This is a genomic window from Saliniradius amylolyticus, assembly GCF_003143555.1.
Classification (GTDB): domain Bacteria; phylum Pseudomonadota; class Gammaproteobacteria; order Enterobacterales; family Alteromonadaceae; genus Saliniradius; species Saliniradius amylolyticus.
In genome coordinates this window covers 770167-783456 of record NZ_CP029347.1, presented here as the reverse complement: position 1 = coordinate 783456, position 13290 = coordinate 770167, and the positions used below count along the sequence as shown (strand labels likewise).

Sequence of the window (13290 nt, the reverse complement as noted above, 5' to 3'; positions counted from 1 at the left end):
CTCAAAGCCTCTCATCAGCTTTTTGTAGGCCCAGCAAGTACTTGACGCGATAGGCTACCTGGTACCATTTTAGAAAAGTAAAAAGCCCAAAGATCCGACACTTCTGAGCTAGAGTCAGCCCCATAGGATGAGAGGCAAGCTTCTTCAGGCTTTTAACCGGAGGGATAATCCCCCTAATCAAGGCTGTCCACCGAAACAGTGCCGCACACTCAGGCAACTCCTCTCGCTGGCGGTAAGCACCGCCTACTGTGCGCCGTATTTTGCGGGTTAACTGCTCGAGTCTTTGGCGGGCTGGATGACATACTCGTACCTCAGACGCATAATTCACTGGGATACTTGCTGTTTTTAACCGAGTCCCCCACTCCAGATCGCCACCGGAATAAAGGCTCGTATTGAAAGAACCGACCTGGTCTATGACCGCTCTGGAGGTAAAGAGATTTGCTGTAACACCGAAGTGTTGCTGCTCGGCATAAAACTGTTGCGGGAATGCTCTAAGAACTTCATAAAGCTCCACTATGGATGGTTGCCCCTGACTTTCAACATAAACCTCCACATTCCCGGCGATGGCCTGCAACGGTTGTTTCATCAGATGTTGCAACGCATTTTCAATCCAGTCAGGCTGAGGTAAACAGTCTGCATCGGTAAAGCCAATATACTTAATGCTCTTCGGTAATTCATTAAGTGCTTTATTTCGAGCACAGTAAGACCCCGGTTGCTCTTCAAATAGATAGTGACAAAAGCTATAGCGCTCAACACAGTGTTGAATATTATCACTGGAGTTATTGTCCACGACCATCACGAACAACCGCTCAAGTTCTATTGTCTGCGTGGCCAGAGCATCCAGACACTGGCCCAAGCGGTTCACTTCGTTGTAAGTCGGAATGATGATGGCTACATCCGCAGACATCACTTGTTCTCCATGACACTGAAAATTCTTTGCCACATAGCTTCGGACTTTTGTTTTTCATGCCCGGCATATTCGGCGATCAACGTCTTAATTCTTCGGTACTCCTCGCCACCGTCCCCCAGAAGTAGCATTTTTTCTTTAGCCACACCAAGGTCTTTTTTCTCATCAAAGAGCAGATCTTCAATGCCATAGTCAGACAGTAATTGACGATACTTGTGGCTCCACCCCGTTGCCATTACAGGTACATTCTGAGACAGGGCGCTTACAAGACCGTGAAAACGAGAGCTAACCACCAGCTTCGACATCCCTATCAGGGCCTTTACATCGGTGGCAGTATCGGGCTTGATTACAGGTACATCACAGCCCGCCTCAGTGATAATATCTTCAGCAAGCTGAGAGTCTTTTCTCCCTTCATGGACCAGAACGAAAGGCTTAAGATCAGCCTCATGCGCTTGCCTGAGTAATTGAGCCATAAAGCTGAGGTAATGGCCTTCGTCCTGCTTCATTTCCATCATTTTAGCATTTGGAATAAAGCAAACGCGTTTGTCCTTCATATCTATTGTTTGGGAGTACACTGGCTGAATCAAGTTAGTAAAGTCAGGCGCCTGAAATACATTTCCAGAGCAGTTCTTTATACCCTCGACATGTTCCAGCGACTCGGGATCTCGTGCAAATACCAGGTCGGCCGCCTGTAAGATCTTAGCCATTTCTCGTTTGATAGCCTCGTCAGAAAATGGTCCCAATGCCTGAGGCATGAGTATCAAACGCCTTGAGGACTTACCATTTTTAAAGCCGCGCATATAGGCATTAAAGCGCTGGCGCACTTTAACTGCTCCCCACTGGTCCCCATAGGCAAAACCTGACGCATCGAGAATAACGTCAATTTCCGACTTCAAAACAATGCCCAGATGGCGCCGAATAGCAGTCGGTACGACACGAAAAATGGCGCCAACATTCAAACCGAATTTTTTAAACTCAGCAAGCTGGTGAGCTTGATATAGCGCGCGCTGTTCGTAAGGGGCAGTGCTTGGCGGCAAAACAATGCGAGCCTTAATACCACTTCGCTTCAGTTTGTGGCAAATCGCAGCCAGCATGAGTTCCGCACCTTTATTGGGGAAACCAATACCGCGGACTTCAATATTTAACAATTTTTCATTCCTCTACACGGTAAACAAAGTCCCGCTACAGTGGGGAGTCAATGAAGCCAAGTTGCATCATCATCGCCTCAATAAGGTAGTAATCGGCGTAGATCAAAGAGGTGTCAATTTCACTACCGGCTGGAAAGTGACCGGTGGCGTGCATTAGCAAGGACTCACCAGACTCATTCAGGTCGATGTAGCGCGGGTTAAGCAATGCATCAATAAGCCTCTGCGAGGCTTTTCGGTAAACCGAAATGGTATCAGGATTGTCGTGCAAGTTCGAGAGTAGCCATAAGCCAGCCGCAGCGATGGCCGAAGCTGCGGCATCCTTTTGGGCCTCACCGGGCGCATCAAAATCCCAAGGCGCCACGCCATCATTAGGCATTCGGCTAATAAAGGCCTTTGCTGTTACATCTGCCGCCTCTAAAAAGCTCACGTCACCTGTGTAGCCATAGGTTTGGGCGAAACCGTAAATGGCCCAGGCTTGCCCCCGAGCCCAGGTACTTGATGCGTTAAGACCTTGCTCAGTGTGCTTTCTCATTACCGCACCTGACGTTGGGTCAAAGTCTACAACATGGAAGGTTGAGCCATCTTGGCGGATAAACTCGTCGGCCGTGGTATAGGCATGGGTTAAGGCAATCTGATAGTAGCGATCATCAGCAAATAAACGCGCCGCCTCAAATAGCAGCGCCAGATTCATCAAATTATCGATGATTACAGTGTGACGGCCCATTCGATTCCACGACTTGATCGCACCAACATTGGGGTTAAAGCGCGTCACCAGGTTCTTTGCGCCTTGCTCCATTACGGGCAAGTATTGTGTCTCGTTCGTAGCTCGGTACCCTTTGCCAAAACTATAGTCCACCATAAAACCGATATCATGGGTCGACCAATGAGCAGCATCATCCAGGTTCACCGTCCAACGTCGAGCTTGCTGTTGCAGTTCGTCATGTTCCAACCAATGAGCAAGATTCCATAAAATCCCAGGCAAAAAGCCACTGGTCCAATTAAGCGGTACCTGTACCCATTCATTCGCATCATTGACTGCTCTTGGGTAGCCCTCTACAGGGCTGTGATGCCGAGCAAAATTCAGATACTTTTCCTGAGCCATACTCAGAACCTGCTTGCGGCTATACTCCGGTTCGAGAGCATTTTGTTCAGACGGAGAAGCAGAGTTTTCCGCACTGCACCCTGCAAGAACAAGACAACAGCACACCAGTAAACTCTTACCGACACTCAAGTTCATTCCCCTCAGTAAGAGTCATAAGGTCGTACTCACCATTGCTATCCACCTCCCCTAAGCGAGTGGGTAACTGATGCCATTGGTTCTGTCTATCAATCAACACCAATGAAGCAGCCGGAAGTTCATCGTTATCGGCAGAGCCAATAAACTGGTACGGATTAGCTACTCCCGCGATTCCCAACATCGAACCGTTTGTACCAATGAAACCTCTGGCGTAGTTCATTTCACACAAGGAATCCAGATATCCGTTTGTTCCCGGGGTTAAAGGCCTTGAAAAATAGTCTACCCGCCCTCGTAACACTCTCGCCAACGCCCCTCCGGCCAAGTTATTTTCCATACCGTTTGGAGTTGCAGGAAAGTAAGCTCCAACCTTGGCACTTTCATGTTTGAAAAGAAAGCCCGTGGAATAGTTATGATCCACATCTTCACTTTGCCAGTCCGACAGCCAAACATCTCCAACTAGCGCTAATGACTCAATACGGTGTTGGGCAGCAGACCAAGGGTAGTGGCTATCACTGCCTTTTGAGCGGGTTACCAGTACCCGAACAGATGAGTAACCAGAGTCAGATATCATCAAATCCTTCAGATAGGTCCTCTCCCTGACGGGTTGACTCAGCTCGGTTTCATATACTGCAACTCGGCTCATTTCTTCGTTCGTCGATAATGGGAGTAATGTATCAGCACCAAGCCATTCTGAAGACCTTCTGTCAAAGTACTGCCAGCTTACTGCACCATCATCAGAGTAAAGCAGATAGAGGTTCGCCCTGTCCGCCACACTCCCTCCCAGATGTTTATTAAATGCCAAAACCACTTCCCGGCCATTAGGCGACACTCTTGCTAATGCATAATGCCCTTCCACCGCAGCTATTGGCCTCACGTCAGTCAACGTGGCTTTATCCATTCCCTCTTCATAAACGATACTTGCTTGCCAGACTTGTCGAGTGCCCTCCCGGCAATTCAGCTCGTGATTACCATAGCAATAAACGTTGTAGATCACCTTTAAACCGTGTTCCGTGGTAAGCAACTGTGGATAGGTAATAGACGCGAATTCTGGACGTGAAAGCGCTTCTCCCAAGGTTTGATAATTAATATTATCTGGTGTAATTTCCCGTATTTCTAAGCTATTGCTGTTGAAAACAGTTACCTCATCAGGCCGACGGATATAAAACATCAGGCCGCTGCGCCTGGTCCCCCGCCCTGAGGCAAGTACAATTAAATTGCCTTTATTATCAAAGCTCAGTACAGCGTTATCATGAGGGTCGTCTGTATTCTTGGCATGCAAAAGCAGCGGGGCTGAGACCTTACCGGTATGGTTATTCAGGCGCGCAATATACAAGCCTATAATATTGGTCTTTCCGTCTTCACGCCAGAACAGCTCACTTGACGTTTTAACGCCCCCATTAACAGTGGTAGCCACCTTCTGTTCTTCATCGGTTAAAACCGGACCGGAGTAAACAAAATACTGGTAGTTTTCTGAACTGACAGCTACCGGGCTGTGTTTAGCGGAATAGGTCCCAACCACGCCACTGTATACAGATACCAACTCACCAGATTCAAATGGATCCAGTTCGTTATATAAAGTAGAAGTAGTATTATGTCCGTAAACGTGAGGACGAAAACCAAATCCGCCCTTATAGCGAGTTACTGAAGGGGACTGTTGGTCACATTGAAAGCTATCGCTTAGACACTCACCGGATTGTGTCTTGAGGTAGGTGTACGATCTGGCTGAGTCTTGGTCTGGTGAGGCTGTTAGCTTATAGGCTGAAGTCCTGTCGTAGTTTTTGTTTTCTCTGCTATCGCCGCCACACCCCGCGATGCATAACGACAAACATAAAAGTCCAAATACCCCAAGCTCTCTCATACAGCTTAAGACTCCCTGCTACTATCCTTTCTATCCGCTTCCAGCATGGCCAAACGTTGCACTAAACGGTTTATTGTTACCTGCATGCGGGCACGCTCAATATCCGCAATCAGCAGCTTGATCAAAATCACGCCCATGCCCAGCAATACAGGAATAATCGGCGGGTAGCTGATTCCCAGGCCAGAACCGATAATGTCATTCAACTGAGGGAAAAAGCCATAAAGCAATATAGCAATGGAAATCAAAATCCACTTAAGGCCATCCCGGGTGATTAGGTGGTCCCTGCGTACCATCCAGATGATGGTGATACTGATTAACGCGGCGATAATGGACGACACGATCTGAGGTGTACTCATTAGCTTCCCTGTTTTAAACGACGAATATAACGAGTGGAGCGCTCTGGCATGGCCTTCACCAAGCACAAGAACAAGGTGATCATCATATAGTAAGTGACCTTCCCCCACGACGAAAAGATGCGCGATATCCCGTTAGTGCGATGACACATACGTACCGACACTTCCTGCATAGTCAATCCTGCCGAGCGCAGCATCAGCAATACGCCCATATCCTGAAACTCCAACAGGGATGCCTGCCGACTGGTTAACACCATCAGGGCATTTTTATTATACAAACGAAAACCTGAGGTCAAATCGGCGATACTGACGCCGGTCAGGCGCTTGAATAAGCCCCAGGCAATCCGGCGTGACAATGACCCACGGGCAACACAGGCACCAATAATCACATCGGCCTTATTGTTTTGCCCTTGTTCTAATAAAGTAGGGAGGTCCTCCGCCCTGTGCTGGCCATCCGCATCCATGGTGATCACCTGCTCAGCCCCCAACTTGGCGGCATAACGCAAGCCCGCCTGAGTGGCCAGCCAAGCTCCCACTGATTGCACCATCGGCAATACCAGGGCGCCAGCTTCTGTAGCCTCTTTAGCGGTATTATCGGCACTGCCATCATCCACCACAATAACGGTGCAAGGCACACTCTGCCTGACACCCGCCACCACAGCTCCAATGGTCAACGCCTCATTTTTTGCGGGGATAACAACGAATAAGATGATCACGCTCCTCAGTTCAGAGCGGGATTATAAAGGCTGAACAGCCCAAATGGTAGAGTGATTATTGCCGTTAACCCATCACACTCTGCCATGCCATATAACCGCGTCAAAATCACATCTAATATGGTATCCATTACCAAACTATGCCATTACACAACGTCATGCCTGGCTAAGAGCGTAGGAAAAATGTCGAATAATAAGAGGCATGAAGTCCAGATCGCTGGCTGATGATTTCGTTTAGCGACAAAAAAACGTATTATCTGCCCTCTACCATAACAAGGAAGAAATTATATCAATGCACTCAGCAAAGAACTCTCTGGTCCGTAAGGCTGTTATTCCTGTAGCAGGTCTTGGCACCCGCATGCTGCCTGCCACCAAGGCTATTCCCAAAGAGATGCTACCGGTAGTAGATAAGCCCCTGATCCAATATGTGGTCAATGAATGTGTCGCTGCGGGTATAAAAGAGATCGTACTTGTCACCCATGCCAGTAAAAACAGCATCGAAAACCACTTTGATACCAGCTTTGAACTGGAAACCACACTGGAAAAACGAGTAAAACGTCAGCTACTAGAAGAAATCCAGTCCATATGCCCGGATGATGTAACCATCATGCATGTTCGCCAAGGCGTAGCTAAAGGCTTGGGGCATGCTATTTTGACGGCACGTCCATTAGTGGGAAACGCACCTTTTGCCGTTGTTTTACCGGATGTACTGATCGACGATTTTCTGGCCAACCCAAAGCAAGATAACCTGGCTGAAATGCTCAACCATTTTGAACAATCCGGTCACAACAAGATTATGGTAGAAAAGGTGCCAGAGCACCTGGTAAACCAATTCGGCATTGTGGATATTGGCGGTCAGGCCATCGAAGCGGGCCAAACCGCACCAATCAGACGTATTGTTGAAAAACCGGCACAGTCGGAAGCTCCCTCTGATCTTTCCGTTGTGGGGCGTTATATTCTCTCGGCCAACATCTGGGAGCAGCTTGAGTTTACCCCGCCGGGCGCTGGTGACGAAATTCAACTAACCGACGCCATTGCATCACTAATGAAAATCGAACCAGTGGAAGCCTATTACATGAAGGGAAAAAGCCACGACTGCGGCAGCAAGCTAGGCTATATGAAAGCCAATGTGGAATACGGCTTGAGACATTCAGTCTTAGGCGAGGTTTATAAAACTTACCTACAAGAGTTGAGTCAAACGCTATGAGTCACATTCTGGTTACTGGCGGCGCTGGCTATATTGGCAGCCATACTGTATTGCAGCTCCTTGAAAACGGTCACGAAGTCACGGTCTTGGACAACCTTAGCAACTCCAGCCGCGAGTCTTTACGGCGAGTAGAAAACCTAACCGGCGGTCTCATCCGATTTATTCAGGGAGATCTACTAAACCCAACCGATATCAAACGGGCTTTTGCCAATAGCAGCATCGAAGCTGTTATCCACTTTGCCGGTCTGAAAGCCGTGGGAGAGTCTGTCAGCCAGCCGATTCGTTATTACCAAAACAATGTACACGGCACCATGAACCTGTGTGAAGTGATGCAGGAGCATGAAGTCAAAACCCTGGTATTCAGCTCCTCGGCCACTGTATACGGTGACCCACAGACCCTCCCGCTTAAAGAATCCATGCCAACAGGCACGCCGACCAATCCCTATGGCCAGTCCAAGTTAATGGTTGAAACCATCCTACGCGATCTGCACCATGCCGACGGTACCTGGCGTATCGCCCTCCTACGTTACTTTAACCCGGTAGGCGCCCACGAATCCGGCGAGATCGGTGAAGATCCCAGCGGCATCCCAAATAACCTGATGCCCTTCATCGCCCAGGTGGCCACTGGCAAACGGAAAAAGCTCAGTGTTTTTGGCAATGATTACAACACCCATGACGGCACCGGTGTACGTGACTACATTCACGTTGAAGATCTGGCCGACGGCCATTTAAAAGCCCTGCAAACCCTGAATAAACCAGGGTTAGAAACCTACAATCTGGGCACCGGCCAGGGTTACAGCGTGCTGGATATGGTAAAAAGCTTCGAGAAGGTCAATAGCGTGGCAATCCCCCATGAAATTGTCGACCGCCGCCCTGGTGATGTGGCCAGTTGCTATGCCTGCCCGAAAAAGGCCAAACAAGGCCTGAACTGGGAAGCCAAGCGGGGCATCGATGAGATGTGCCGTGACACCTGGCACTGGCAATCCAAGAACCCGAACGGATATTTCCGTTAAGGCTGAAACTTACTTAACCAACGCCTGGCGAAAGTAAGCCAGAGAAAGCTTCACCTCAAGAGCGGCTAACGCCTTAGCCGAGCAGAAAAGGGCATGAAGTCGTAATATTAATTTGCGTTTCGCCACGGCCGCTGTTTTCTGCCATGCAATAGTTTCAGCTTGTTCAGTAACTAACTGGTAAAGCATCCACTCTTCCTCAAACCTAGTGCGGTCTTTGGTGAGTTGGGCCGTAGTACTCTGACTGTGGCGGCGATATTCAAATTGTACGTCCCGAGTACCGACGATACACTTGCCCCCCATCAAAAGCCGCGCATACAAGTCCAGATCTAACACCATTCCCCAGCGTTCTGAGAAACCAAACTCTTTAATCACCTCACTTCGGTAGCAAATCGTCGGGCAATAAACAAAGCAACCTTTTAGAATCTGCGCCAGGCCCAGGTCGCCTTCCAGACAATATTCTTGCTGTGCTGGCTCTATCCAAGTTTTAACGCTATCAGCAAAGCTCCAGGTTGCCTGACCGCATTCGTCAATCAGCGCAACACCACAAAACCAGGCATCGGCAACATCATATTGTTGAATAAGTTTGTTCATTAGGCCCAGATAACCAAGTTTAAGCTTATCATCGGAATGCAGTAACACGGTGTATTCACCGGTCGCCTGTTCGACACTATGATTCCAGTTCTGAGCAATACCGCTGGTGGGGCATTGTGTAATCTTTACATCTGGTACTAGTTCACGAATATGAGTCAGTGCAGCATCAGAGACGGGTGAGTCTAGCGAAATAATCAACTCAAAGTCTCGAACAGTTTGCACAGCAACGCTTTTTACGGCTTCAAGTAAAAGACGTTCTGAGCCATAGTGAGGGATGCAGACGGAGAAAAGGGGCATATTAAATATGGGGCGCCCTAGGCTGATTTCCCGGAGCCTCTTTTTTTTCGCGGCTCTGCCCAGAGGAAATAAAAGGCAAGAACAATAACAACAGGCTTAAATAAAGCCTCTCTCCGATTGAACGCCGACCGGGAAATAATTGGCGCAGCATCCTAACACGTGATATCGGACTCATAGTATCGAGAGTGACCATATTTTCAAGTTGGCTAAACTGAGCCTGAGAGAGCTTTAAGCCACTACCATTAACAACACGCTTCAACGCCTTTGCCTGGTGAAGGGTTCGTTTCAGGTTTATCGGGAAACGCAGCAGGCTCCGGTAAAAGTAAGGCTTGATGTAGCTAAAGCGCTCTTTGGCGGAGATGGTGCCAATAGAATTGCCGGTGTGTTGCCTGTAATCGATCAGCGCCTTATTCAAGTAACACGTTTTCCCTGCCAGCTTGGCGCCAATATAAAACCAGAAGTCATGCACAACAGCCTCGGGCGGAATAGGCGTCATCAAGGATAACAAACGGCGATTAAACCCCATCGCACAGCCTGTTGCCACGTTCTGAACCAAAGCACGGGACAAACCATGTTCGTCAGGGTGTGGTAACCCTTCAAACTCACGGAACGACTGGGCTAATGGGGTTAACTTTTCATCAACCACGGTAAGATCAGTATGAACCACCACCGGAAAATTCTTCCCTTCTGAGTCCTCAACCTGCCGTATTGCCTCTACAGTCAACTCCACTTTATCCGGGTGCCATACATCATCCTGATCACAAAAGAAGATATACTCGGCGTCGGTGTGCTTAAGCGCATACTCACATAGTATGGAAAAGTTTCTTACATAGTTAGCTTGGTAGAAAGTTGCAGCGGGGGAGTCAGGGGTAAAATCATCGCCCTCTATATCGTTGAGCAATAAAACATCATCGTAACTGCGCAATATATCCATCGTGGCATCCCTGGAGCCATCGTCTCGTGCAAGGACCTCTACCGAAAGAGTCTGTTCCAGTAAGCTGTCGACTTGCTCTTTTAAATAGGAAGCCCCGTTATAGGTCGCTAACAGCACCACGACTCTAGCGTTTTGTATCGTTTTATTGTCCATCCAGACACTCTTTCATTAATACTGAGAACTTCTCCATATATTGAGCGGCCTCACTGTATTTCTGCCCATTTAACAACCCTTCCAACACAGCCAGAGTGGAAACCAGCTTTAATGACGCCAAGGACAGCCCCTGACAGTCTTCACGCGTTTCTCTCAATCGACTCAGAATCTCTTCTCCAACTTCATCCAGTTCAGACAGCCGCATTCCCATACCCAACGGCTCAACTCCCAGAGCATGCCAGTGACTGACTTTAGGTTCACCATCTTTAGAAACTAAAAGAGCACCGGGATTTAGCGCACGATTAAACAAGAAGGTTGGTAGGTTATCAATATAAGGACAGATGCGAGGATACAGCCTAAGCACTTCATCCAGTATGGGATTCTCCCCCAACACCCGGATCTCCGCGAGCTTATCAACCTCCAAGCGCTCATGCACCATTGGGGTGCTACGAGCTACCTTGCTATGCAGGTATTCCGGTAATGGATAACACCATAATGCCTGCCTTGCGCTATCAAGAAGCGTCTTAGTGATATTCTGCTTCCCTGAAGAATTGAAAGGCCCCTCAACCAGCAAAAAATATTTACCCTCGGACTCACCAGAGTCAATAACCCGCGTATTTAAAGCAAAATCACTGTCCAGTTCTTCTCTGATTAACTTATCCGAGTGATAGTTCTTTTCCTGCTGCAGTGGATAGAGTTTCAGCAGCAGATCGTAATCATTTGAATGGCCTTCTGCCTGGCCCAGATAACAAGCGATATTTCTCACGCCACTATCAACCCATTGCCACTGGTAACTGAGCAGATCAATATGGGAGCAAGCATTGAGATCTGCTATTGTCTGCGGCCAGTTTTGCGGCAACAGCCCCTCAACAAAGGTGACTTCATGCTGCTTCTTTACCTCTATCAGCTTCACGTCTGAAAAATACAAGGCGCTGATTTTTTCTTTCTGTTGATGGGTAATAAAGGCGTCATTAAAGGCCAAAGTGAAGCGGATCATCACCTGACGTGTAAGGAGAATGATGATGATACCGACAATAAAGCTATAGCTCTCCACCCAGAAGAAATAAACCAAAAATAAAAAAACCACACCAAAGTTTATCGCTGACAGCCCCTGCAAATAGGTAGTCTTACGGTTAATAAAGGAAATTTTATTCAGAGACTGCCTAGGCTGACTCAAATAGCGCCAATAAAATACCATGCCTGTGTATTCCAGTATTAACAACCCGGTTAAAACTGCATAAATACGCCAGTCAAGCAAATACCCCAGGGCCATACCACCGACCACCATAAGTACACCACCCCAGGTTCGGGCCACTCGGGTAAACATTAACTTTGAAAATTCTTGCTGATTGTCAAATAAGGATATCTTGTCTGACCCTTCCACAATCCTTCGCCCTGCCCTGATTGCCAGCTTATTAAGGGCCATATCGCTCAACAGGTAGAGGAAGTAGGCAATACCGGCCCCGGAAGCCAGCCCAATAATCAAAGTTTCCTGCTCTATTTGAGGAATAAAAGGCCTGATAAAACGCGGCACACCCTCTGAGCCGATAACAATCAGTAGCTTTAATGGGATAAACACAACCAGAACCTGACTAACCTGGTTGATCAGAAATAACACCACCGATAAATAAAGGTGGGCATGGCACAGTTCGGCGACCTTAGCAGTAAGCAGATTAAACCACCGACAATAATCGGCAATAAGAGAGTTAAGGTTTGACATACTCGCCTTTGATTAAGGTGGTTCCAAGTTCAAAGTAGTAAAGATCAGACGGATGCTACCAGAGTCACACTTCTCAGTGGAAGCCTCCTACTCAATTTTCAGTCTGAATAACAGTTGACCGGTAGACTTCACCTCTAGCGAAACAACGTCACCTTCTGTCCGAGGTAGCTTCTCGCTTTGAAAGCCCACGTAGCGATGACGGGGAAAGCACCAGCGAGGAAATCCGGTAAAGTAATTATCGGCTGTCAGGGTTTGCAGCACCTCATTGCCAACCTTAACCACCAGTCTAACAGGCTGTGTACCGCCATGATAAAACGCACAGCCAGCTAAGCGATTATTGTTATTTATGTTAACCGAGGCATAAACCCAAGAGTTCACCGAGTGATGCTCCATGTGACTAAGGCGCTGCTCAAGCAATGCCTTTGCTTGACCATAACAGATGAGATCTTCCTCGTTTAACGCTAGCAAGCGGGCTTTTAGGCTTTCTCCTACCGATTGGCTGGAAATAGAAGGAGAATGATTTTGATTACGCTCTAGGGCCTTTACTTGGCTCCCGTATAGCTCATTAAAGTACTCGACACTCTCAACATATCGCTCCGTTATGCCGATAAAACCATATAAAGACAGCGGTAAACCTTTTAAGTAGCGGGACTGTATATTTCGATAGCATGATTTGACAAGATACTTTTCCAAGCTTAGATTTAAGCCATCATACTTTACCTTATGATTATAGTGAGATAAGACCTGCTGGAATGGATGCCGTAAAAAAGTCACCACCTTATGTGACGGATAAAAATCACTGTATTTACGTGCTGGTATATGCCCACACAAAGATCGCTTAGATGCAAAAACCATATCCTTCAATGTATAAAAATCAGATTCAGCATAAGCCTTCTTCCTGACTTCGTCACTTGTGACCTTTGACTCTTCCCCATAGTCTTTCCAAAGTGGAACCTGTCGCTCGAGGGCATGGCGAAAACTGGTACCCGCTGTTTTAGGAATATGCACAAAAAACACACTGGGGTAATGACGTTTGAAAAGTCGATTAAACATTCAATTTGGAAACTCTACTTTGATACAACTAAAACCTGGCTAATGCAAGAATCTGATAAAACCGAACAGCCTCTCTAAAACAGGCAAAATAGAAGATACAGACTTA

12 protein-coding genes are annotated in these 13290 nt (G+C 47.6%); 2 read left to right on the top strand and 10 right to left on the bottom strand.

All coding sequences use genetic code 11. The annotated features are described in order from the left end of the window. Nucleotide 1: 1 nt before the first annotated feature. The 6 genes from HMF8227_RS03705 to HMF8227_RS03680 form a co-directional block, all read right to left on the bottom strand. Nucleotides 2–943, bottom strand: coding sequence for a glycosyltransferase family 2 protein (locus HMF8227_RS03705; protein WP_162558488.1), 942 nt, complete (start codon nucleotides 941–943; stop codon nucleotides 2–4). Beyond that, entirely contained in the window at nucleotides 907–2055 is a 1149-nt protein-coding gene (locus HMF8227_RS03700) for a polysaccharide pyruvyl transferase family protein (protein ID WP_109338902.1), read from the bottom strand. The genes HMF8227_RS03705 and HMF8227_RS03700 overlap by 37 nt, the downstream gene beginning before the upstream one ends. Nucleotides 2056–2089: 34 nt before the next feature. Then, entirely contained in the window at nucleotides 2090–3157 is a 1068-nt protein-coding gene (locus tag HMF8227_RS03695; RefSeq protein WP_162558487.1) for a glycoside hydrolase family 88 protein, read from the bottom strand. Nucleotides 3158–3272: 115 nt separating this feature from the next. Continuing rightward, on the bottom strand, nucleotides 3273–5150 hold the full coding sequence (locus tag HMF8227_RS03690) for a hypothetical protein (RefSeq protein WP_162558486.1): 1878 nt from the start codon (nucleotides 5148–5150) through the stop codon (nucleotides 3273–3275). 5 nt (nucleotides 5151–5155) lie between these two features. Beyond that, nucleotides 5156–5506, bottom strand: coding sequence for a DUF2304 domain-containing protein (locus HMF8227_RS03685; RefSeq protein ID WP_109338899.1), 351 nt, complete (start codon nucleotides 5504–5506; stop codon nucleotides 5156–5158). Next, nucleotides 5506–6219 carry a glycosyltransferase family 2 protein gene (locus HMF8227_RS03680; RefSeq protein ID WP_204101029.1) on the bottom strand — a complete coding sequence of 238 codons (714 nt, stop codon included), beginning with the start codon at nucleotides 6217–6219 and terminating at the stop codon, nucleotides 5506–5508. The genes HMF8227_RS03685 and HMF8227_RS03680 overlap by 1 nt, the downstream gene beginning before the upstream one ends. A 289-nt stretch (nucleotides 6220–6508) precedes the next feature. On the opposite strand from HMF8227_RS03680, the gene galU reads away from it, so the two are divergent. Further along, nucleotides 6509–7423 (top strand): UTP--glucose-1-phosphate uridylyltransferase GalU, encoded by a 915-nt coding sequence (gene galU, locus HMF8227_RS03675; RefSeq protein WP_109338897.1) that lies wholly within the window; start codon nucleotides 6509–6511, stop codon nucleotides 7421–7423. Continuing rightward, nucleotides 7420–8436 carry a UDP-glucose 4-epimerase GalE gene (gene galE / locus HMF8227_RS03670; protein WP_109338896.1) on the top strand — a complete coding sequence of 339 codons (1017 nt, stop codon included), beginning with the start codon at nucleotides 7420–7422 and terminating at the stop codon, nucleotides 8434–8436. Before galU ends, galE begins: the two co-directional genes overlap by 4 nt. A gap of 9 nt (nucleotides 8437–8445) precedes the next feature. Here the strand turns inward: galE and HMF8227_RS03665 are convergent, their stop codons facing one another. The 4 genes from HMF8227_RS03665 to HMF8227_RS03650 all read right to left on the bottom strand — a co-directional run bounded on the left by HMF8227_RS03665 (nucleotide 8446) and on the right by HMF8227_RS03650 (nucleotide 13184). Further along, entirely contained in the window at nucleotides 8446–9324 is an 879-nt protein-coding gene (locus tag HMF8227_RS03665; RefSeq protein WP_109338895.1) for a glycosyltransferase family 2 protein, read from the bottom strand. 1 nt (nucleotide 9325) lies between these two features. After that, nucleotides 9326–10411: a glycosyltransferase family 2 protein gene (locus HMF8227_RS03660; RefSeq protein ID WP_109338894.1), complete on the bottom strand. Its 1086-nt coding sequence runs from the start codon at nucleotides 10409–10411 to the stop codon at nucleotides 9326–9328. Continuing rightward, nucleotides 10401–12131, bottom strand: a complete 1731-nt coding sequence (locus HMF8227_RS03655) for a hypothetical protein (protein WP_109338893.1) — start codon at nucleotides 12129–12131, stop codon at nucleotides 10401–10403. Before HMF8227_RS03655 ends, HMF8227_RS03660 begins: the two co-directional genes overlap by 11 nt. Nucleotides 12132–12218: 87 nt before the next feature. Beyond that, nucleotides 12219–13184 carry a sulfotransferase family 2 domain-containing protein gene (locus HMF8227_RS03650; RefSeq protein ID WP_109338892.1) on the bottom strand — a complete coding sequence of 322 codons (966 nt, stop codon included), beginning with the start codon at nucleotides 13182–13184 and terminating at the stop codon, nucleotides 12219–12221. Nucleotides 13185–13290: the final 106 nt, after the last annotated feature.

What these genes read in the sequence shown, in the direction of transcription:
- HMF8227_RS03685 (WP_109338899.1), bottom strand. Translation starts at nt 5,506, where the DNA reads ATGAGTACACCTCAGATCGTGTCGTCCATTATCGCCGCGTTAATCAGT.
- HMF8227_RS03655 (WP_109338893.1), bottom strand. Translation starts at nt 12,131, where the DNA reads ATGTCAAACCTTAACTCTCTTATTGCCGATTATTGTCGGTGGTTTAAT.
- HMF8227_RS03650 (WP_109338892.1), bottom strand. Translation starts at nt 13,184, where the DNA reads ATGTTTAATCGACTTTTCAAACGTCATTACCCCAGTGTGTTTTTTGTG.
- HMF8227_RS03690 (WP_162558486.1), bottom strand. Translation starts at nt 5,150, where the DNA reads ATGAGAGAGCTTGGGGTATTTGGACTTTTATGTTTGTCGTTATGCATC.
- HMF8227_RS03660 (WP_109338894.1), bottom strand. Translation starts at nt 10,411, where the DNA reads ATGGACAATAAAACGATACAAAACGCTAGAGTCGTGGTGCTGTTAGCG.
- galU (WP_109338897.1), top strand. Translation starts at nt 6,509, where the DNA reads ATGCACTCAGCAAAGAACTCTCTGGTCCGTAAGGCTGTTATTCCTGTA.
- HMF8227_RS03665 (WP_109338895.1), bottom strand. Translation starts at nt 9,324, where the DNA reads ATGCCCCTTTTCTCCGTCTGCATCCCTCACTATGGCTCAGAACGTCTT.
- galE (WP_109338896.1), top strand. Translation starts at nt 7,420, where the DNA reads ATGAGTCACATTCTGGTTACTGGCGGCGCTGGCTATATTGGCAGCCAT.
- HMF8227_RS03695 (WP_162558487.1), bottom strand. Translation starts at nt 3,157, where the DNA reads ATGGCTCAGGAAAAGTATCTGAATTTTGCTCGGCATCACAGCCCTGTA.